At 38.8% G+C, this 21,770-nt stretch carries 19 protein-coding genes and 1 riboswitch; of the genes, 16 read left to right on the plus strand and 3 right to left on the minus strand.

Annotation, left to right across the window (positions count from 1 at the left end; genetic code table 11):
* Window positions 1-119 precede the first annotated feature (119 nt).
* From FAY30_RS04530 to FAY30_RS04580, 11 genes are all read left to right on the plus strand, one after another.
* Window positions 120-2,054: a TRAP transporter permease gene (locus FAY30_RS04530; RefSeq protein ID WP_149868766.1), complete on the plus strand. Its 1,935-nt coding sequence runs from the start codon at window positions 120-122 to the stop codon at window positions 2,052-2,054.
* A 53-nt stretch (window positions 2,055-2,107) separates the two neighbouring features.
* The gene (locus FAY30_RS04535) at window positions 2,108-3,154 is read left to right on the plus strand and encodes a TAXI family TRAP transporter solute-binding subunit (RefSeq protein WP_149868767.1); all 1,047 of its coding nucleotides are present in this window, start codon (window positions 2,108-2,110) and stop codon (window positions 3,152-3,154) included.
* Between the two features lie 279 nt (window positions 3,155-3,433).
* Window positions 3,434-3,886, plus strand: a complete 453-nt coding sequence (locus tag FAY30_RS04540; RefSeq protein WP_149868768.1) for an SRPBCC family protein — start codon at window positions 3,434-3,436, stop codon at window positions 3,884-3,886.
* A 33-nt stretch (window positions 3,887-3,919) separates the two neighbouring features.
* Window positions 3,920-4,801: an FAD binding domain-containing protein gene (locus FAY30_RS04545; RefSeq protein ID WP_149868769.1), complete on the plus strand. Its 882-nt coding sequence runs from the start codon at window positions 3,920-3,922 to the stop codon at window positions 4,799-4,801.
* Window positions 4,798-5,316 carry a (2Fe-2S)-binding protein gene (locus FAY30_RS04550; RefSeq protein WP_190284816.1) on the plus strand — a complete coding sequence of 173 codons (519 nt, stop codon included), beginning with the start codon at window positions 4,798-4,800 and terminating at the stop codon, window positions 5,314-5,316. The genes FAY30_RS04545 and FAY30_RS04550 overlap by 4 nt, the downstream gene beginning before the upstream one ends.
* Window positions 5,317-5,476: 160 nt before the next feature.
* Window positions 5,477-6,814, plus strand: coding sequence for an MFS transporter (locus FAY30_RS04555; protein WP_149868770.1), 1,338 nt, complete (start codon window positions 5,477-5,479; stop codon window positions 6,812-6,814).
* A gap of 184 nt (window positions 6,815-6,998) precedes the next feature.
* Window positions 6,999-9,359: a xanthine dehydrogenase family protein molybdopterin-binding subunit gene (locus FAY30_RS04560; RefSeq protein ID WP_190284817.1), complete on the plus strand. Its 2,361-nt coding sequence runs from the start codon at window positions 6,999-7,001 to the stop codon at window positions 9,357-9,359.
* Window positions 9,360-9,412: 53 nt separating this feature from the next.
* Window positions 9,413-10,399, plus strand: a complete 987-nt coding sequence (locus tag FAY30_RS04565; RefSeq protein ID WP_149868772.1) for an ABC transporter substrate-binding protein — start codon at window positions 9,413-9,415, stop codon at window positions 10,397-10,399.
* Between the two features lie 192 nt (window positions 10,400-10,591).
* On the plus strand, window positions 10,592-11,191 hold the full coding sequence (locus FAY30_RS04570; protein WP_223820892.1) for a TetR/AcrR family transcriptional regulator: 600 nt from the start codon (window positions 10,592-10,594) through the stop codon (window positions 11,189-11,191).
* Window positions 11,192-11,398: 207 nt separating this feature from the next.
* A complete protein-coding gene (locus FAY30_RS04575; protein ID WP_149868773.1) occupies window positions 11,399-12,415 on the plus strand; it encodes an NAD(P)/FAD-dependent oxidoreductase in 1,017 nt (338 codons plus the stop codon).
* Between the two features lie 166 nt (window positions 12,416-12,581).
* Window positions 12,582-13,649, plus strand: coding sequence for an NAD(P)H-dependent glycerol-3-phosphate dehydrogenase (locus FAY30_RS04580; protein WP_223820893.1), 1,068 nt, complete (start codon window positions 12,582-12,584; stop codon window positions 13,647-13,649).
* A 195-nt stretch (window positions 13,650-13,844) separates the two neighbouring features.
* Here the strand turns inward: FAY30_RS04580 and FAY30_RS04585 are convergent, their stop codons facing one another.
* Window positions 13,845-14,681 (minus strand): RMD1 family protein, encoded by an 837-nt coding sequence (locus FAY30_RS04585; RefSeq protein WP_149868774.1) that lies wholly within the window; start codon window positions 14,679-14,681, stop codon window positions 13,845-13,847.
* Between the two features lie 189 nt (window positions 14,682-14,870).
* Here FAY30_RS04585 and FAY30_RS04590 point away from each other — a divergent pair, with 189 nt between their 5' ends.
* The 5 genes from FAY30_RS04590 to FAY30_RS04610 all read left to right on the plus strand — a co-directional run bounded on the left by FAY30_RS04590 (window position 14,871) and on the right by FAY30_RS04610 (window position 19,619).
* A complete protein-coding gene (locus tag FAY30_RS04590; protein ID WP_149868775.1) occupies window positions 14,871-15,416 on the plus strand; it encodes a GNAT family N-acetyltransferase in 546 nt (181 codons plus the stop codon).
* Between the two features lie 395 nt (window positions 15,417-15,811).
* Window positions 15,812-15,917, plus strand: a riboswitch (TPP riboswitch).
* A 109-nt stretch (window positions 15,918-16,026) separates the two neighbouring features.
* On the plus strand, window positions 16,027-16,710 hold the full coding sequence (gene tenA, locus FAY30_RS04595; protein ID WP_149868776.1) for a thiaminase II: 684 nt from the start codon (window positions 16,027-16,029) through the stop codon (window positions 16,708-16,710).
* Window positions 16,707-17,303, plus strand: coding sequence for an ECF transporter S component (locus tag FAY30_RS04600; RefSeq protein WP_149868777.1), 597 nt, complete (start codon window positions 16,707-16,709; stop codon window positions 17,301-17,303). The genes tenA and FAY30_RS04600 overlap by 4 nt, the downstream gene beginning before the upstream one ends.
* Entirely contained in the window at window positions 17,281-18,870 is a 1,590-nt protein-coding gene (locus tag FAY30_RS04605; protein ID WP_149872593.1) for an ABC transporter ATP-binding protein, read from the plus strand. Before FAY30_RS04600 ends, FAY30_RS04605 begins: the two co-directional genes overlap by 23 nt.
* Entirely contained in the window at window positions 18,867-19,619 is a 753-nt protein-coding gene (locus FAY30_RS04610) for an energy-coupling factor transporter transmembrane component T family protein (RefSeq protein ID WP_149868778.1), read from the plus strand. Before FAY30_RS04605 ends, FAY30_RS04610 begins: the two co-directional genes overlap by 4 nt.
* Window positions 19,620-20,290: 671 nt before the next feature.
* Here FAY30_RS04610 and FAY30_RS04615 read toward each other — a convergent pair.
* The gene (locus FAY30_RS04615) at window positions 20,291-20,998 is read right to left on the minus strand and encodes an ABC transporter ATP-binding protein (RefSeq protein ID WP_149868779.1); all 708 of its coding nucleotides are present in this window, start codon (window positions 20,996-20,998) and stop codon (window positions 20,291-20,293) included.
* Window positions 20,991-21,770 carry an ABC transporter ATP-binding protein gene (locus tag FAY30_RS04620; protein ID WP_149868780.1) on the minus strand — a complete coding sequence of 260 codons (780 nt, stop codon included), beginning with the start codon at window positions 21,768-21,770 and terminating at the stop codon, window positions 20,991-20,993. The genes FAY30_RS04615 and FAY30_RS04620 overlap by 8 nt, the downstream gene beginning before the upstream one ends.

A 21,770-nucleotide genomic window follows, 5' to 3' on the forward strand; every position in this document is an offset into this window, starting at 1 on the left:
AAAAAACATTTTGAAAGGGTTTGCATATTTGGTCTTACGTGTAAAAATCGTAATCCTACATTTAAACAATGTGATCAAGTTAAAGTGTAGCCCTTAAGACCAACGATAGGAGTGATGAAATGAAATTGAAAAAACGATTGTCCTTTCTATTTCAAGAGGGGCTTCGAGAAAAGCCCCGCGGAGTTTTCTTCATCGTATTTACAATACTTGCTGTTAGCCTCTCCGTTTTTGAACTTTGGCTAGGCTCTGTAGGTAATATGAGTCCTTATGCGTATGCTGTTGCGTTTTTAACCGGCATCCTTCCTGTTTCATTTATTACAACAAGATTTTCAAAGAAGTCGACACCTGTACTTTTAACAATAGATTATATATTCGCATTTATCGTATTGGGTGCAGGACTCCATTTTATTATGAATATGGATGTGCTTTTATCAAGAATAAGCGGGGTAGATCCTCTTAGCTCGCTGGACATTATTTCTGGGCTTATTATTATTGTTGCTGTTCTGGAACTAACTCGCCGTACGCTTGGATTTGGACTTACTTTTTTACTTCTAATTGGACTGGGTTACACTTTTTTTGGTCACTTCATCAATGGGCCATTTGGTCATCGGTTAATTACCATCGATCATTTTATTGAAGAAATGGTTTTTACAACGAATGGTATTTTTGGTGCACCTGTACAGGTGGCGGCTACTTATGCTTTCCTATTTATTATGTTTGGCCATTTCTTTCAAAAAGCGGGAGCAGGGCAATTTATCTTTGACATATGTGCTGCTTTTATGGGGAAAAAAGTAGGGGGCTTGGCTAAAGTAGCTGTAACATCAGCAGGAATATTTGGGAGCATTTCGGGGAGCCCCTCTTCCGATGTGGCAACGACGGGATCAATTAATATTCCAATGATGAAAAAGCGGGGGTATAGCCCGGTTTTTGCAGGTGCAGTTGAAGCCGCCGCTGCCACTGGTGGAACGATTCTTCCCCCTATAATGGGATCTGTAGCCTTTCTTATGGCTGAGTTTACTGGTATTAGATATGTGGATATTGCTATAGCATCTGTATTAAGTGCTATATTGTATTACTTAGGGATTTACTTCCAAGTTCATTTTCGTTCATTAAAGTTAAATTTAGTCGGATTACCTGCAAATGAGATTCCTAGATTCAAAGACACTTTTAAGAATGGATTTTTCTATATACTTCCCGTGATCGCCTTAGTTTGGGCAATGCTTAGTGGATTTACCCCTTCCCTTGCAGCTTGTTTTGGAATTGCTGTAACTTTTGTACTAAGCTTTGTGCGTCGCAGTACTTGGATTACGTGGAGACATATTATTGATATATTTAACGATGTGGTGTATTCGATTGCGCCATTAACTGTAGCTTGTGCAACTGCCGGAATTATCATAGGGGTAATCAATTTAACTGGAATGGCCGGGAAAATTACTTCACTTATATTCACAATGACAGGCGGAAATTTACTGTTGTCTCTGATTGTTTCAGCAGTCATTTGTATCATTCTCGGAATGGGGATGCCGACTGCCTCTGTATACGTTTTAGTAGCAGCATTAGTATCCCCTGCACTTATTCAGCTGGGATTGGATGTATTGCCAACCCATTTGTTCTTACTTTTCTTTTCAGCTTTATCTGCCATTACTCCTCCAGTTGGGGTGGCAGCGTTTACAGCCTCCGGGATTGCAAATGCGAATCCAATAGCGATAGGTTTTCAAGCTAGTAAATTAGCGTTTGTAGGTTTCCTTATCCCATTTATGTTTGTATTTCAGCCTAGCTTGCTATTACAAGGGAGCCTCCTGCAGATTGTGTTTACCGCTATTACCGCAGTTATCGGTGTATATGCTCTAGCAGCCGGGTACGAAAGTTATTTATTCAATTCTTTAAACATTTGGAAGCGGATAGCTCTTATATTCTCAGGAATAGCTATGATTTACCCTGGCTTTATTATAAATGTTGCAGCGGGAATTGTAATCGGTGCCATTGTAATAAACGATTATCTCAACAAAAAGAAAAGTGTACTTATTAATTCCCAAGTTATTGAATTCGATTAATTCAATAAGCATGCATCGTTCATCTAATAAAAAATTTAGGGGGGAACCTTAGTATGAAAAAGAAAGCGTTTATTGTGTTTCTATTACTAACAACTTTGTTATTGGCATCATGTGGTCAACAAGAAAAAGCTTCAACTAAAGAAGAAAGGACAAAGACAGAGACAAAGACTGAGACAAAGACAGCTCCACTATCATTGACGATGGCTGGAGGATCGGCAGGAGGATTCTGGTCATTAATTGGGGAAGGTGTCGGGAGTATCCTGCGTAAATCGAATCCTGGGACACAGTTCAGCTACGAAACCGGCAATGGAGTAAAAAATGTAATATCCGTCTCTTCAGGACAAGTGCCACTTGGGATTGCTTTTAATTTCGAAGTGAAGGCGGGATTAGAAGGAGAGGAACCTTTTAAAAGCAAAGTTGATCAGGTCTCTGCATTAATTAATTTGTACGACAATGCGCCACTTCAGATTGCGATAACGAAAGACTTTGCCGATAAATACGGAATTGCATCCATGGAGGATATTGCTGAGAAAAAGCCGCCGATCCGTATTGGTGTCAACCAGCGAGGTAATATGGTGGAAAAAGTAAATAAATACGTTTTCGAATCATATGGCATCAGCTATGATGACATTAAGAAGTGGGGCGGAGAAGTATACTATGAGGCATGGAAACCTAGTGCGGAACAAATGAAAGACAATAAATTAGATTGGACAGGTGATCCTGTGTTTGCACCGGATGCCACATTAATGGAATTATCAGCTACTAAAGATATTCTTTTACTACCAATCAATGAAAAGGCTCAAAAATTGTTAAATGAAAAAATGGGTACCCCTCCAAGTATTCTTAAGGGAGGCACTTATAAATTTCAGCCAAACGATATAAATACTGTTAACGCAGGTGCGATGGTAATGGTAGATCCAAATATGACTGAAGAAGAGGCATACACGATTACAAAAACTCTAGTCGAAAACATTGATAGTATCCGAGCACTTCACAAGGATTTAGAAAGTCTTACCCCGGAAAAGATGGTTAATGTAGCACCAGCTAAATTGCACCCAGGAGCAGCAAAGTATTTTAAAGAGATAGGTATCTTGAAATAGGAGCTCTTTGTAAATTGAAGGAGCAATAGTGTTATGGTCTGCCAAGAGTAAATAATGTTGCTCTTGGCAGACTTCATAAAGAAAGCCTATGTCTATTAAGACACTTTATTAAAAAGACAGTTGTAAAAATGTGTTGAAAATTCGGAATGTTTAATTTATGATATATTTATCAAGTTATTCACAGTGTAAAAGAAATTAAAGTAATAACGTAATCAAATTGTGTTAGTTAGTGCTAACTAGCTAATGGTGAAGCATTGGTAAAATTGGGAGGAATAATGTATGGAATTAAAAGGAAAAACGGAATTTAAACAGCCAGTTGAAGTGATTTGGAATGCATTGCATGATCCGGAAATTCTAAAAGAAATCATCCCAGGTTGTAAAGAATTGAAACTAGTTAGTGAAAACGAATATGAGGTAAGCATGAAACTGGGTGTAGCGGCTGTTAAAGGTGAATATAGCGGGAAAGTAAAGCTGGAGGAAAAGGAAAAATATCATTATTATATTTTTAATGCGGAGGGAAGTGGATCGCCAGGGCATGTAACCGCCAAAATGGACTGCAAGCTCTATCCTACCGAAAACGGCTGTGTCCTTGAATGGAATTGCAATGCTGAAATTGGAGGAATGATTGCAAGTGTTGGGAGCCGTGTTTTATCCGGAATAGCAAAATTTATGGCAGGAAAGTTTTTCAAGGATGTGGAGAAGGTCTCTTTAAAAAACACTGTGACAAACTAAAATCCATCTGATTTTCCTAATGGAGGTTAAAAAATGAAACCGGCGAAATTTAATTATTTACGACCAACAACGATAGAAGAAGCCATTCGATTACTAGAGGAGTATGGGGAGGATGCTAAAATCATATCAGGAGGGCAGAGCTTAATTCCTGTATTAAATATGAGGTTATCTACACCTAAATATTTAATAGATGTCAGCCGCATAAAAGATTTAAATTATATTAAAAAAGACGGGCCATTCCTAGCGATTGGTGCCCTAACAAGGCATTATGAGGTGGAAGAATCCGAGTTAGTTCGTAAATATTGTCCATTATTATCTGAAGGCATGAAAAATGTAGGGCATCCTCAAATTCGAAGTCGCGGCACCATAGGAGGAAGTATCGCCCATGCTGATCCATCGGCAGAGCTGCCTTGTATTATAAGTGCGTTACGGGGAGAAGTAGTCATTATCGGTCCAGACGGCGAAAGAACAGTACCTACAGAGGAATTTTTCCTTACCTATCTTCTGACCTCTTTGGAACCAACAGAACTAGTGAAAGAGATAAGGTTTCCTATAATAAACGAAAATGATGGATCCGCTTTCGTTGAAATCACTAGACGACATGGTGATTTTGCCCTTGTTGAAGTAGCAGCAGTTGTTGGACTTGATGAAGAAGGCCACTTTTCTTCTGTGCGACTAGCTGTTGGCGGGGTTGGGCCAACACCAGTTGTTTTAGAAGAAATTGAAGACTTTTTGAATGGGAAAGAACCGAAAGAGGATGTCATCACTGAGGCTGTTAGTTCTATGGAAAATTATCTGGATCCCGAAAGTGATTTGCACTCATCTAGAGAGTACCGGATTCACTTAGCTTCCGTCTTAACAAAGAAAGCATTACTGACGGCGATAAATAGAGTACCTAAGGGGATGGTAAGATGACCAATGAAAAGATTGAGTTAACGGTAAATGGAATAAAAGTCACAAAAGAAGTTGAATCACGACTTTTATTGGCAGAGTTTTTACGTGAAGAATTAGATTTAACAGGTACTCATGTCGGTTGTGAACATGGAGTGTGCGGTGCATGTACTGTAAAGATGGACGGTCGAGCGGTTCGTGCCTGCTTAGTGTTTGCGGTCCAAGCGGATGGGGCAAAAATTGAAACGGTTGAATCGCTTGCTTCCGAAGACGGAACACTTCATCCACTGCAACAGGCGTTTTCAGACAATCATGCCCTGCAATGCGGTTTTTGTACTCCAGGATTTCTAATGTCTATAGTATGTGAACTAGAGAAAAATCCATCGCCAGATGACAATGAAATAGGAGAGATGATTTCCGGAAATCTATGTAGATGTACTGGATATACCAATATAATAAAAGCGGTGAAACAATTTACGAAAGCGGAAACGGAAAATCAAAAGGGAAGGTTGGAAAAGCAGGAAGTTGCTCATTCTTGACTGTGGTGTTTTTTTGAAAAATCAACTTTTGTCCATCTCTTACATAATAACTCTTCTCAGCAAAGTCTTCCTTTAATTTAGGGGTATTTTGTAAAACTTTGTAGTATATTCTCAATAGTTACTAATCACTAGTGAATGAAATGATGAGAGGATGAAATTGATGAAAGGTGTTTTAAAATCCTTTTTGAAAAAGCGATACTTAGTCCTTGTTTTACTCTGGTTTTTATATACGGTCAATTATTTAGATCGGTTAATTATTACAACCTTTCTTCCCTTTATGTCCGAGGATCTTAAGCTTACTCCAGTTCAATCAGGACAACTTGTATCAGCATTCTTCTTTGTATATGCTCTTTGCCAAATACCATATGGTTATCTCGTTGATAAATTTGGGCCCAAAAAAATAATGGGTATTTCTATTGTTATCTTTTCTGCTGTTACCGCTATGACAGGCTCAGTTAAAAACTTCACACATTTTATGATCCTTCGATTTGGATTAGCAATAGGAGAAGCGGGATTTTATCCAGGTGCAGCCCAAACAATTAAAAGATGGTTTCCATCTAAAGAACAGGGAATGGCAATGTCTTCTTTTTCAACAGGAAAGACTGTTGCATCGGCGATTGGGCCAGTCATACTGACTACATTATCAGTGCTTTTATTTGGTGGAGCTTGGCGGCCGGTTTTTTACTTGCTTGCCATTCCGGGTATTCTTGGAGTCGTGATATTGTGGGTATTTTTGCAGAATTCACCTGAGGAAATCAAAAGTAACAAGAAAGATCTAAAAAAGGTTAAAACAGAACTATCAAAGGTTCATACTGTAGAAGGTTTAAATGATAAGAGTAAAAAAGTAAACTCTAGTATCTTTTTGAAGGACAGCTATTTTTACCTATATTCCATTATTCAATTCTGTCAGCTAGCCGTGTACTGGGGATGTACCACATGGTTAACCTCATTCTTAGTTAAGCAGCATGGGATGGATATAGGGAAAATGGGAATCATTGCTTCATTACCTTATATTGTTTCTATTTTTTCTATGATGCTTGGCGGATGGTTAATGGATAAGGTTTTTCATCGTATGAAGCCTATTGCTTTAATTGCCTACTTATCTCTTGTACCATTACTCTTAATAATTGGGCGGGTTGATAAAGGTAATATCTCTCTGCTCCTGCCTTTATTGTTACTCATTGGCTTTTTTATCAGCTTTAATATTGGTGCTTCATTAGCCTCTTTACAAAACAGATATCCAAAAGAAGTACTTGGAAAGGCTATAGGGATATCAAATACAGCTGGACAATTCGGATCTTTTATTTCACCGATTATTGCGGGATACTTAGTAATAGTTAATGCTTCTGGTTCGCAGAATTTCAATCAAGTGTTTACATTTTTAGCTTGTATTGCGGGTGCTGGTGCTTTATGTGCATTTTTCATGAAAGAACAACCACTTGAAGTTTCAGAAGTTCCAACTTGGGTAGATGAACAAACAAATCAACAGGCCCTTTAACCACTAGCAAGGAGGGACAGAAAGTTGACATCAATAATATGAATTGATATATTCAATATACAGAATATTTAGAAAATATATCATTTAAAGTGTTCAAAACCATCACGTAAGATATTGTTTGGTTGTATGTTGGTTATTAATAACTAACATGCAGTCAGGAGTAACTGTAAAGGCAGGGATTATGATGGAAATTACAGTGAAGACAGATGAAAACAAGTATATTGGCAGGGCAATCAAACGACGTGAAGATCATCGGCTACTAACTGGTAAGGGAGAATATCTGGACGATATTAAACTATTAAATTTGCATCATGTGGCATTTTTAAGATCCCCTTATGCACATGCAAAAATAATAAATATTGACACCTCAAGAGCGTTAGATGTTGAAGGCGTTGTAACGGTTTTTACAGGAAAAGAGCTTTATAACGATGTAAGTATCATGCCGATTATGTCCAATGTTTATCCAGGAGTTAAAAAACGTGAAAATCCTATTTTAAAGCCTCAAACTCAACGGGCCCTTGCATATGATAAAGTTTGTTTTGTTGGAGAAGCAATAGCTGCGGTAATTGCAACTTCAAGGGCCATTGCTGAAGATGCATTGGAATTAATAGAAATAGAGTATGAGCCCCTTCCGGCAGTTGTAGATCCAGAGAAGGCAGTCTCTAAAGGTACTGAGTTATTACATGAGGACTGGGGAGATAATGTTGCTGTCTCCTATAAAGTGGAAGCCGGAAATGCTAGTGAAGCTATTAAGAAGGCAGATTTTGTTATAAAGGAATCTTTTAAGATTAATAGACAAAGCCCGAACCCAATGGAAACTCGTGGAGTCATTTCAAAATGGGATGAAAATTCTCAATCACTAACAGTTTGGAGTTCAACCCAAATGCCACATTTGCTAAGGTCTCATATTTCAAAAACGATTGGGATGGCAGAAACAAATATTCGTGTGATTGCGCCTAACGTTGGCGGAGGATTTGGTGGTAAAGCCCTGATCTATCCGGAGGAAATAGCGATGTCGTATTTTACAACAAGATTAAATATTCCACTAAAATGGACGGAAGATCGTTTGGAACATATGAAAAGTGCCGCACATGCAAGGGATCAGCATCATGAGGTAGAAGTTGGCTTCATGAAGGACGGGAGAATTGTTGGATTGCGTGACGAACTAATCCTTGACACGGGGGCACATAGTTTATATGGGGTTAACTCGACTTATAATACAGCATCCCATTTGCCTGGCCCGTATCGAATCGTAAACTATGAATGTGATGCAAAAGTGGCTGTGACAAATAAAACCCCATGTTCTCAATACAGGGGAGCTGGCCGTCCAGAAGCAGTGTTCGTAATGGATAGAATTATAGATATGGTGGCTAAAAAGTTAAACTTGGAACCCGTCGAGGTTCGGAGAATAAACCTTATTACGATAAATGAAATGCCATTTGACACTGGCCGGATTTATAAGGATGGGGAACCTTTAGTGTATGATTCCGGCGATTATCTCGCTTGCTTTGAAGAAGCAGTGAAAGCCATAAAATATGATGAATTCCGGGAAAAGCAAAAAAAGGCGTTATTGAATGGTAAATATTTAGGGATAGGTTTTTCTGCTTACGTAGAGGGAACTGGTCAAGGGCCCCATGATGGCTGCCGAATAGAAATTGATCCAACTGGAGCAATTGTTTGTAAGGTTAGTTCGGCAGATCAAGGTCAAGGACATAAAACAACCTGGGCTCAAATATGTGCGGAAACTTTAGGCATTAATATAGAGGATGTCCAAGTGGTTATAGGGGATACCGGTGCGATTCCATATGGAAGCGGCACGTATGGAAGTAGAAGTACAGTTGTTAGTGGCAGTGCTGTTTTGAATGCGGCAAAAGAAATCCGGACAAAATCTTTGAAAATTGCTTCGGTTTTACTGGAAGTGCCAACGATTGAATTGGAAGTTGAAAATGGAAGAGTATTTCATCGAGAAGATCAATCCCGTGGATATACTTACGCCGAACTGGCAGATTGGGTAAAACCAAATAAACTACCTGCCAAATTTGCGGATATTGAACCAGGATTACGTGTAGAGAAATATTTTATTCCGGAGACGGTAACCTATTCAAACGGAGTCCATGCTGCCATAGTAGAAGTAGATATTGAAACGGGTAAAGTTGAAATCTTAGATTATGTTGTTTCTCATGATGCTGGTAAAATTATTAATCCGCTCATAGCTGATGGTCAATTAATGGGAGGTGTTGCTCAAGGAATCGGCGGAGCCATTTATGAAGAGATTATCTATGATAAAAACGGTCAACTTTTAACGGGGACTTATATGGATTATCTTTTACCAACTGCCAGTGAAGTACCTGAAATTAAAGCTATTCATATGGAGTCTGCCAGCCCAAGAAATCCACTTGGTGTAAAAGGACTGGGGGAAGGTGGAACAATATCGCCTGCAGCCGTTTTAGCCAATGCAATTGAAGATGCATTACTTCCATTCGAAATAAAAATTAATAAATTACCGTTATCACCTAATTATCTTTGGTCACTAATGAATGATTAGGATAACGTTAACAAAAAATTAAAACAAAAACATACCAAAGGGAGAGAGATTATATGTTAAAACTTACTTTAGCTACAGGCGATTATGACCGTTGTGCACCTATTCGTGATGGGAGAGTCCGAGTACAAGGGGTAGATTTATTTCCTTTACATTTAGATGCAGAAGAGCTTTTCTTTAGAATGGCGCGCTATCAAGATATCGATGTAGCGGAATTTTCACTCTCATCTTACGTTATGGGGGTTTCTCGAGGAAACAGTCCGTTTATTGCCTTACCAGTTTTTCTTTCACGTGCATTTAGACATGGAAATATTTTAGTAAGAAGTGATGCTGGTATCACGAAACCTGAACAATTAATTGGACGCCGCATTGGGGTTCCGGAATATCAAATGACAGCATTAGTGTGGCAACGGGGAATTTTAGAGGATGAATATGGCGTTTCTCCTGAATCCATTACGTGGGTAACGGGCGGGGAAGAACAAAGTGGCAGAAAAGAAAGAGTACCGTGGACTGCGCCGGCTAATCTTACGATTGAAGAGGCCCCTGAAGGTAAAACGCTTACCTCAATGTTATTAGCGGGAGAAATTGATGGCCTGTTATGTGCAAGACTGCCTAAGCCGTTCGATGAAGGAGATCCACGCATTTCGAGGTTATTCCCGAACTATAAAGAGGTAGAAAAGGACTATTATCAAAGGACCGGTATTTTCCCAATTATGCATACAGTCGTTCTGAAAAAGGAAGTATATAATGAAAACCCATGGGTAGCGCAAGAATTAGTTAAAGCCTTTAACCAAGCCAGGGAGATTGCCAAAAAGAATCTATTTGATACAACAGCGATTAAAACGATGTTGCCTTGGTTTGTAGCAGAAGCTGAGGAAGCACGAAAACTCTTCAAAGATGATTTGTGGACATATGGATTCGAGAAGAACAGAAAGGCACTTGAAACGTTTTTGGAGTATCACTATAAACAAGGTTTATCCGAAAGACGTGTAGGTATTGAAGAGTTGTTTGCTCCAAATACGATTGAAGAGTTTGCTATATAAATATATTGTTGGGAAGAGATTGTTGTTTCTGCCAAGGGTCTATTTTTTGTACCCTTGGCAAATGATTAAGGAGGAAGTGGCAATTTTTCCATATTTGGCACATATGATATACAGAAATTGCCATGATTGTTGACAAGGTTATTCAAATTAAAATATTATAATGATAAATTGAAATGAAGGGAGGTCGTCATTGTGGTCGTCGATATGACAGATACGAGTGATCGACTTTTATTTTCGGCAATAAATTTAATAGCTGAAAAAGGATATAAAGCGGTCTCGACAAAAGAAATTGCCAAAGAAGCCTCTGTAAGTGAAATGACATTATTTCGTCATTTCGGAACAAAACAAGGTATTTTAGAAGCAGCGATTGATCGATTCTATTATTCTACATCAATGAAAGAACTTTTTGATAAGAATATTGTTTGGGATTTAGAAAAAGATTTGTTAATGATCAGTGAAGCATATCATAAATTAATGAAGAAAAACCAAAAAGTTATTCTTATTGCATATAAGGAAGGAAATACAATTGAAGGTTTATTTGAACAAATTAATAAACATCCTCGTCAATTAAAGGAACTTCTTATTTATTATTTTTTAGAAATGAAGCAGATGGGCAAGATGCAGTTCGAAGGCAATGTTGAAGGTCTTGCAATGTCTTATTTATATATGGTGTATGGTGAGTTTGTTTCACGTAATTTTGTAGATGGGCATCAAATTACTGCAATAGGCAGCGAAGAATTTATTAGTACAGCAGTGCAAATATTTGTTAGGGCATTAAAAATGGATGGATAGAATCTTTTTGTTAAATTAGTTAGTTATTACAAACTAACGGATGAATAGCGAAAATAATATAATTGGATCATTCCAATTATATTATTTTATCCTGTATGTTAGTTAGTACTAACATACATTAATTAAAAATAGAGTGATGATAGAACAAAATAATTGCTCGTGTATACATTTATCATAAATCAGCGTAAATAAAGGCAGGAGAATAATATGAATAATAAAATCTACGATATAACAGTGATTGGCGGAGGGCCAGCTGGCCTTTTTACTGCTTTTTATGGCGGGATAAGGCAATGCAGTGTGAAAATCATCGAAAGCATGCCACAACTTGGCGGTCAACTTGCAGCTCTCTATCCGGATAAATTTATATATGATATTGCAGGTTTTCCGCAAATTCGTGCTCAGGACTTGGTAAATAACTTATTAAAACAAATTGAACAATTCCACCCTTCCGTTGCACTGGAAGAACAAGTATTAAATATTCAAAAGCTGGAGAATGGTTCTTTCTTGATTACGACTAATAAAGCAACACATTTCTCGCGAACCATTATTATTACAGCGGGTGTTGGTGCGTTCAAGCCAAAAAAGCTCGACCATGAAAATGCGAAGTACTTTGAAAAGAAAAATTTACATTACTTCATTAAGGATTTGCGCTCGTTTAAAGACAAGAAAGTAACCGTAATTGGCGGGGGAGATTCCGCTGTCGATTGGGCGCTAATGCTTGAACCAATTGCGAAAGAAGTAAATCTTGTTCACCGTCGCGATAAATTCCGTGCCCACGAGAGCAGTGTGAAAACATTAATGAATTCTAGTGTAAATATAATTACCCCGTATATTACGAAGGATTTAATCGGTACAGAAAGAATTGAACAAATCGTTTTAGGAAACATCCATTCAGGTGAAGAAATGGCTTTAGAAGTAGATGAGATTGTTGTTAACTTTGGTTTTGTATCATCATTGGGTCCTATTAAAGAAGGGGATCTAACATTAGAAAAAGGTTCGATTGTTGTGAATACAAAAATGGAGACAAATATACCTGGAATTTATGCAGCGGGAGATATTACGACATATCCAGGAAAAGTCAAACTGATTACGGTTGGGTTCGGAGAAGGTCCTACGGCTGTTAATAATGCGATAAGCTATTTTAACCCAAGCGCAAAACTTCAGCCAGGACATAGTACTTCGATGGATTTAGGAAAGGAATTACCTGAAAAAATGAAAGCATAAGGAAAACACTCGCCGATTTGAAGTGACCCCTCTTTGTTAGATTCGGTTTAACAAGTAGGGTGCAGTTCAGTTTGGCGAGCTTTTTGTAGTTTAAGCAACTCATTTTTTCTGAGAATGCGGTTATCATGAAGCCTCCATTCTTGTTTCAATGCATTATCGAGGAGATGTGGAAGGGTATTTTTATAATTTGTCGAATACTGTACAGTGGATTATTTTAAAGAAATCGAGAAAAGATAAAAAATTAATACAGACAAAGGTGAGATTATTGAATATTTCTGTTCTTGGTTGTGGGCGATGGGGTACTTTTATTGCGTGGTATGCTAACAAAGTTGGTCATAATGTAATGTTGTGGGGGAGAGAGAACTCCAAAAACTACATCAAACTAGATGAAACTAGAAAAAATGATTATCTTAAGCTGCCAGAAGATATTATGTTAAGTAATTCTCTACATCAAGCCGTTTCATTTGCAGAGATTATTATCATATCGATTAGTGCACAAGAATTACGTTCTTTTGCTCATATATTAAACTCTTTTGATGATATTCAAGGAAAAACTTTCATCTTGTGTATGAAAGGGCTCGAAGCCGACAGCGGAAAGAGGTTATCTCAAGTATTTGGTGAAGCAATCGGAAAAAGTATCAATATAGCTGTTTGGGTAGGTCCAGGACACGTACAAGATTTCGTAAATAACATTCCAAACTGTATGGTGATTGGTTCTGAAGATATTGAAATCACTAAGAAAATTGTTAATGAGTTTAATAGCGATTTAATAAGATTTTATTACGGACAAGATATGATTGGAAATGAAATAGGTGCAGCTGCCAAAAATGTGATAGGAATTGCCGCAGGAATGCTGGATGGATTGAATTACAGCAGTTTAAAAGGTTCTCTTATGGCTAGAGGGACCAGGGAACTTTCCCGCCTTGTTTTAGCGATGGGAGGAAACGACGTAACAATCTATGGATTGAGTCATTTAGGGGATTATGAGGCAACTTTGTTCTCCTTACATAGTCATAACAGGAGGTTTGGACAAGCTTTTGTCACTGGTGAAAAGTTTGAGAAATTGGCAGAAGGAGTATCAACAGTCAAGGCATTGAAAGATCTATCTGAACAATATGATGTTGAACTTCCAATTAGTAATGCTTTATATGAAATTTTATTTGAGAATAAAGATGCAAAAACTACATTAGAGAGTCTTTTTCTGAGACCTGTAAAATTTGAGTTCCAAAGATAAATTGAATATTCCATTAAAGGGGGAATAATGGAATGCCGTTCCAGTAAAATTTATGACGCTTAGAGTGAAGACTCTAAGCGTTTCTTTAAGCTTTCGACCAACTTCTTAACATCTCAACTGTATTGTAAATAGACCTTTAACACGCTGAAATTAACATATGTTCCACCCGTTTATCTAGTTGTTCTGCGGAAATATCTACGGCAGTACCCCGCCAATTTGTAAAAGTGTCAGAAGGATCTCAAAGGTAATGAGAATGACAATAATCCATTCTACAAATAATCCTCGGATCGAATGGCTGATCGTCGAAAAGCCGTCCATGATTTTATAGAGAATTTCCGTTTTACTTTTCAGGATTTTGTAGCGATCATTTAATTCAAAAAACTCCAGCATTTTGTCGTAGAACTCCCCGGCGGTACTGCTCGTCCAAGTAATGTCAGGTTTATCGAGAATCATGATATAGGCCAAGGTGTTATACTCATGGCGGACAATCTTCGCGGTGGTTCGTGCCAATTCCTTATTCCCGATTCTCAGTTTTCCTTTTTCTAGCCGGTAGATCATGGTTTCGAGCGTATCATGAATTTTGCCGAGTTGCTCCTCCGTTTTTTCAAGTGCAACCGATTTAGCGAGTACAGTAGAAATTAGTTCGGGATAGAAACTTTCATATTCGGGGACCACCACATATTCGTCAGTCAATTCGATTGTTTCGTCAACTCTGATATGAAGGCTGTAATCATCGGTGTACCTGCCAGCAGATTCAAGTTCGATTTCCGGCTCGAACGAATGGATGTAGGCAAAAAATCGATTCACTTCATCCGTACTACCGGAATTAATGAAAACAATACTGCCAAATGAAAAAACCAGTACAGCTTGCGACTCGTCCACTTTTTTCTCAAGAATAGAGGATAGTATTTTCCCTTTCAGGATTAGCGGCTGTTCCCAGGTGAATTTTTTGGGAATCCCACATTGAATGGCAATTTTGTTCAAGTCGATTTCATTTGTGATAGCAAAAGCTTTAAAGGATAATTGGTTCATAGTTATCACCTTTTCAAAAAGTGGTCTTTGTTCGATTGTATTCTAGCCTTCCAAAAAACATGCCTGAAGCAGAGATTCTTTCCCAAAAGGCCCGCGCGTTGGTCAAAATGGTGCTCCAAAAAGCTTTGTTTTGTTTGGTTAGACTGGCCATTTCTTAAGATGTACAATTAATGAGGGGAGGGAATCGTCATGAGAGTTAACCCGAAGGAATTTATTATTAATAATTTATTTTATATAATTAGATCTGCAATAGAAGAAGACGCGAAAAACCTGTCTGAAATTAGAGTGCAGATAGATGGTGAAACAGAAAATTTAGATCGGGAAAAAGGCGAGGCGTACATAAACGAGCCAGGTTTTAAACAAATCATAATAGATGATACAGAAAGTAAGAAAAATCTTTTTTTAGTTGCTGAAGTAAATGGAAGAATTGTAGGTTTTTCGAGATGTGAAGGGAACCAGTTGAAAAGAACTTCTCATAAGGTAGAGTTTGGCGTCTGTGTTTTAAAAGATTTTTGGGGATACGGCATTGGACAAAACCTTTTAAAAGAATCCATTCACTGGGCAGACACAAATAATATTAAGAAGATAACGTTGAATGTCCTCGAAACCAATGACAATGCAATAAAGCTTTATCAAAAACATGGTTTTGAAGTGGAGGGTATTTTAAAAAAGGACAAGGTCCTATCTGATGGGAATTACTATAACACTATTTTAATGGGAAGGTTTAATGAATAAGGAATAGAGGGCAAAATTAGCGTTTATTGACGGTTGAAGCACTCCTAATTTTCTCCTTCTTGAAGCAATTGATTTCTTTGTTGAATCAAATATACATTTAAGAACCTTGCTGAACATTTTAGCAAGGTTCTATTTTCTCTACTATTCACCTAAAAGGAGTTTTCAGAATAGTTTTGTCTGTTCAAAATTATTCCTGCGGCTTCTTTTTAAAGATATATTTTAAAAGAAAAATATGAACAGACTATGAACAAAAAAATACTTACCTTATGTTTCTGCATCGAATTCATCGGATTAGAACCTTTTGAGATGAACAGAACCCAGCAATAATAAACGAGGGTCAAAAGTCTCATTGACTTAATCAAAATTGGTAATGTATAGTAATAGGAAAAGAATAGGTTGACCACTAGGGGAGCCATGTAATGGCTGAGACAAGATTGGAATCTTGGACCCTTTGAACCTGATCTAGTTCATACTAGCGGAGGAAAGTGGAGACAGAGCTCAATGATGCTAGAATGTGTAAATTGCGCCGCTCCATATATTGGAGCGGCTTTTTCGATTATTATTGCCGTCTCCTATTTCCTCTAGCCAAAACCACAAGGAGGATATATTGATGAGTTTTTCAGTAGAATTAAGGAAAGAAGCAGAGCCAATTTTTCAAGCGATTTTTGAACATCCTTTTGTGCAGGGAATTGCTAATGGGAATTTAGGAAAGGAACAATTAATCCATTATGTGAAACAGGACTTTGAGTATTTAAACTCCTTTATTCGTATTTATGGAATTGCTGTTTCAAAGTGTGAAAACCGCCCGGATATGGAGATGCTCAATCGGCAAATTTCATTTATTTTAAACAGTGAAGTCCATCCACATCATAACTTTTGCCAAGTCGCGGGTGTTCCTTACGAGGAATTGCAGGGGTACTCTTTATCTCCATCCGCCCATCATTATATCCGCCATATGTTAACGGTTGCGCATGAAGGGTCATTAGGAGAAATCTTGGCTGTGTTACTGCCATGTCCATGGACGTATTGGGAGATTGGTGAAAAATTAATAAAAGAAGTCAATCCAGATGAATCACATCCCTTTTATGAGTGGATTCAATTTTATGGAAATCGTCCAGAAACTACTACAAGATTTTGCCGAAGATTAGATGAATTGGTCATTCACGCAACGGAGAAAGAAAAAGAAAAGATGAAGGAACATTTTCTATTAAGCTGTCAGCTTGAGTATATGTTTTGGGACATGGCCTACAAAAGAGAAGAATGGCCAGTTCAACTGGAGCTGATAAAAAGATGAATTGGAAAATGAAGGAGATTGTTCTTACTGTCATTTTAGCGGTGGCATGCGGTGTCATTTATTTAGGATGGTCGACATTATGGATCCCGATTTCGGCACTCGTTGGTCCAGTGGGGGCTGGGTTTATGTTTGGTATTTGGGTGATTGCCAGTCCCATAGTTGCGTATATCATTCGGAAACCGGGTGCTGCCTTCATTGCAGAGGTTGCTGCCGCAGCCGTAGAACTATTAACTGGCAGTCACTTTGGTTTGTCTGCTCTATTAGTAGGTGTTTTTCAAGGCATCGGATCAGAAGTGGCCTTTGCTATTTTTGGGTACAAACGCTATAACCTGTTTACATTAATGCTGTCAGGTGCGCTCGCAGCTGTAGGAGGCATGATTTATAACCTATTGGTTAACGGTTTTGGCTATTATACAACTGAAATACTGCTCACAACATTAGCCATTCATGTGATCAGCGGAATCATTCTAGGCGGCTGTTTGGCAAAATTTGTCGTGGAGTCGCTCGCCAAAACAGGTGTCTTGGACCAATATGAAATAATGAAAGTTAGAAGGAAACAAGGACATGCAGATGCAAATGTTTCTGGGATGTAACAATTTATCGATCCGCTTTTACCAACATAATAAAAAAATAGTAAATCATATCAATCTGTCGATTCGGCAAGGCGAAAAACTATTAATTTTAGGACCTAGCGGGTGCGGAAAATCAACGTTGATTTCCGCACTTGCCGGGATTATTCCTGAATTTCTAGATGCTGAAGTGACCGGTGAGATCGTGCGCCCAGATAGTTCGGGTGTGATGTTTCAAGATCCTGATTCTCAATTTTGCATGCTCCATGTGGATGAAGAAATTGCTTTTAGTCTTGAAAACCGGATGATTCCAAGGGATCAAATGGATGAGATGATAGGGGACCTAATGGATAAAGCGGGATTGAAGATAGATAAACGTACTCCGATTGATTCGCTTTCCGGCGGAATGAAGCAGCGATTGGCACTAGCCTGCTTATTAGCACTGGAACCTGAAGTTTTGTTTTTGGATGAACCGACAGCCCAACTGGATCCTGAGGGCAGAAACGAGATTTTTGAATTATTAAGGGATGTTTCCCTACAAACCAACCAAACGATGGTATTTGTTGAACATGTACTGGATGGATGTATCGAATGGATGGACCGGGTGATTATTCTTAATAAAGATGGCCGGATGATTGGTGATGGAAAACCAGAAGAAATCTTGGAAAATTTCCAGAGTGAGATACGGGAGGCGGGTATTTGGCGGCCAAAGTTATTTCCGATAAAGTGGCAGGATGTGGTTCGCCATGATACTCATCCATTAGCAATCGAACTCTCAAGGATCATAGAAACGAAGTCAATGGAACAACTGAAAGACGATGGGGTAGATAATCCTATCATCCATACAGAAAATGCAGAAATCGGTTATGGGAAAACAACGATTGTAAACGACATTAATCTGGCCATCCATAAAGGGGACTGGATTTCGATTGTCGGGAAAAATGGAAGCGGCAAAAGTACGTTCCTGAAAAGTTTGGCACGCTTAGAATCCTTAAAAAAAGGAAAAGTTTATTTTCTTGAAAGTGAATTAAAAAAGTGGCCAGATCAGGAACTATATGAGAAAGCAGGCTTTGTCTTTCAAAATCCAGAACTGCAATTTATTACAGATACTGTGTTTGATGAAATCGCCTTTGGCGGCCGGCAAAGAAATTGGCCGGAAGAGCGGATCCGCCAAAAAACTAATCAGTTATTGCGGGAATTTGGACTGGAATCCTATCGTGACGCCCATCCTTTTACATTGAGCCTTGGCCAAAAACGCCGTTTGAGTGTGGCCACGATGTTATTGTTTGACCAGGCGTTATTATTACTGGATGAACCAACATTTGGCCAGGATGAAAAAACTGCTAACGAGCTGATTAAACGGCTGAAGGAGCGGCAGGAACAGGGAACAACCATTATCATGGTAACCCACGATATGGATTTAGTTGATCGCTATTCGGATAAAGTTATCCTTTTTAAAAAAGGAAAAGTTGCTTTCTATGGGACACCATATCAATTATTTATGAACCAAGATCTTTTGAAAGAGAGCTCGTTGGTGCCTCCTCTGCATTATCAATTATTTCAAGCTAGAGAGGGGCTATGTCTCGTATGAAGGGGAATCAATCATGGCTTTCGACCTTAAACCCTGCTTGTAAGCTGCTTGCTCACTTTTTAGCTATGTTAATCTTGATGGCCATTACAGATCCGAAAGAAACGTTGGGTATATGGATTATTGCTGTATTCATAGGCATTTTTTGTGGCGGATGGAGAATGTCTTATTTATTGAAAAGATTTTTACCCTATTTAGGCTTTTTTATTTTAGTTTTTTGGATGATGGCTGCTTTTGGAAAAGGAGAAGAAACGATTTGGAATTGGGCTTGGTTTCATGTTACGGAAGAGAGTCTAACCAATGGGCTGACAATCTCTTTACGAATGTTGGGGTTCGTTACCTTTGGGTTATTATTCACCTCAACGACTGACTTAACCTTGTTCATTATGAGTCTAATTCATCAATGTAAACTTTCGCCAAAATGGGCATATGGGTTATTGGCAGGTTTCCGTTTTATCCCACTTTTCCAATCAGAACTCAATCAAATGAAGGCAGCCCATAAAATTCGCGGCTATAAGCAGAAAAGCAGCTGGGAAGCTTTTATGAGATACTCCCTGCCACTGTTCACTCAAGGAGTACGAAAATCTGAAAGAATTGCAATTGCCATGGAGGCAAGAGGTTTTACTGGCACAAGGGATCGGACTTACTATCAAACAACGAAGCTGGGGGTAAAAGATTTAATTTATTTAATAGGTCTTTTATTCATGGTATTTGGGGTGTGTCTGGTTAGTCGAATATTATGGGGAGAATGAATCAAGGTAGATTGGAACCAATTCTACTAAGAAATTTTGGGGGGAGTTTCCAATGAAGGCTATTGGAATCTATCTCTACTAAAATATTTTAGGGGAATTATCGAGTAGATGATGCTACTTATACGTTTTGGTAGATCTTTAGTCGGAACATCGAAGTAGACCCCGTCTACTTCGATGTTTTGGTAGATTTTTCGTTAAAACATCGAAGTAGGGACTGCTACTTAGACGTTTCGAAAGATTATTAGTCGAAACATCGAAGTAGACCCCGTCTACTTCGATGTTTTGGTAGATTTTTCGTTAAAACATCGAAGTAGAGACTGTCTACTTAGACGTTTCGAAAGATTATTAGTCGGAACATCTAAGTAGACCCCGTCTACTTAGATGTTTTGGTAGATTTTTCGTTAAAACATCGAAGTAGAGACTGTCTACTTAGACGTTTCGATAGATTATTGGTCGAAACATCAAAGTAGAACCCGTCTACGTAGGGGTTTCGTGAATTTATTAATATAAACACCGATATAGACCCATTCTATGTATGGTATTCCAAGGTTATTTATCAACAAAGCCCTCGTAGACCCGCCACCTTGATGCCATATCATCCAATGACTACATAATAAAAAAAGCAGAGGAGGAATATTCATATGAATATTCCTCCTCTAATATACCCGTCTCTAAAGTCCCCCGAGATAGGCTTTTTTAATATCTTCACTTGCCTGCAATTCGGCTGCCGTACCTGATATTTCGATGCGTCCGGTTTCAATTACATAGGCACGATTGGCAATGGATAATGCCATGTTGGCATTTTGTTCGACGAGCAGGACAGTCGTTCCGTCCTTGTTGATCTGCTCGATTATGCTAAAGATTTGCTTAACCATTAGCGGTGCCAATCCCATAGAAGGCTCGTCCAGAAGCAGCAGCTTTGGCTTGGCCATGATGGCTCGGCCCATTGCCAGCATTTGCTGTTCACCGCCGGAAAGTGTACCGGATAACTGCTTGCGGCGTTCTAAAAGTCTTGGGAATAGTTCATAGACTTTTTCCATATCCTTGCGAATACCACTTGAATCTTTTCTTGTATAGGCTCCCAGTTCTAGATTTTCCTCTACTGACATATTGGAGAAAACACGGCGTCCTTCAGGGACATGTGAGATCCCGGCCTTCACGATCGATTGCGGTGCCTTTGCAGAAATTGGTTCACCTAAGTAATCAATCGTCCCTGACTTGGGTTTAAGCAGACCGGATAAGGTTTTAAGAAGCGTGCTTTTTCCTGCACCGTTTGCGCCGATTAAGGTAACAATTTCACCTTCTTTCACTTCTAATGAAATCCCTTTGAGTGCTTGAATGCTGCCATAAAATACATTAATATCGTTGACTTTAAGCATGTTCGCTCGGGACCTCCTCTCCTAAATATGCCTCAATCACCTTCGGATGGCTGCGGATTACCTCTGGTGTACCCTCAGCAATCAACTGACCATGGTCGAGGACATAAAGTCGTTCACAAATACCCATGACAAGCTGCATATCATGTTCAATTAACAAAATCGTTAAATCAAACTGTTTACGAATAAATGCGATCAGTTCCATTAATTCATGGGTTTCTTGCGGATTCATCCCTGCTGCCGGTTCATCGAGCAGCAATAATTTCGGTCCGGCAGCTAAAGCACGGGCAATTTCTAATCTCCGCTGCTGTCCATAGGGTAAATTTTTTGCCTTTTCATCTTTATACCTATCTAGGTTAAAAATTTTCAAAAATTCGAGTGACTTCTTCTCCATATTTTTTTCCTCAGAAAAATGGGAGGGGAGACGGAAAATCGAGCTTAAAATAGAGTTATTTGCTAATGAATGGTAGGCAACCTTTACATTATCTAACACGGATAGTTCACTGAACAGTCGAATGTTCTGGAAGGTACGGCTGATCCCGCTTTGAGTTACTTTGTAGGGCGGCAGTCCGTTCAGCCGCTTTCCGTTAAATAAAATCTCCCCTTCTGTAGGAACATAGACGCCAGTTAACAAGTTAAAGCTAGTGGTTTTCCCGGCGCCGTTAGGTCCAATAAGACCGACAAGCTCGCCTTGTTGCAGTTTCATATTAAAACCGGAAACAGCTTTTAATCCGCCAAACTGAATTCCGGCGTTGTTTACTTCTAGCAGTGCCAT

Origin of the sequence: Bacillus sp. S3 (assembly GCF_005154805.1) — a bacterium.
Classification (GTDB): Bacteria; Bacillota; Bacilli; order Bacillales; family Cytobacillaceae; genus Neobacillus.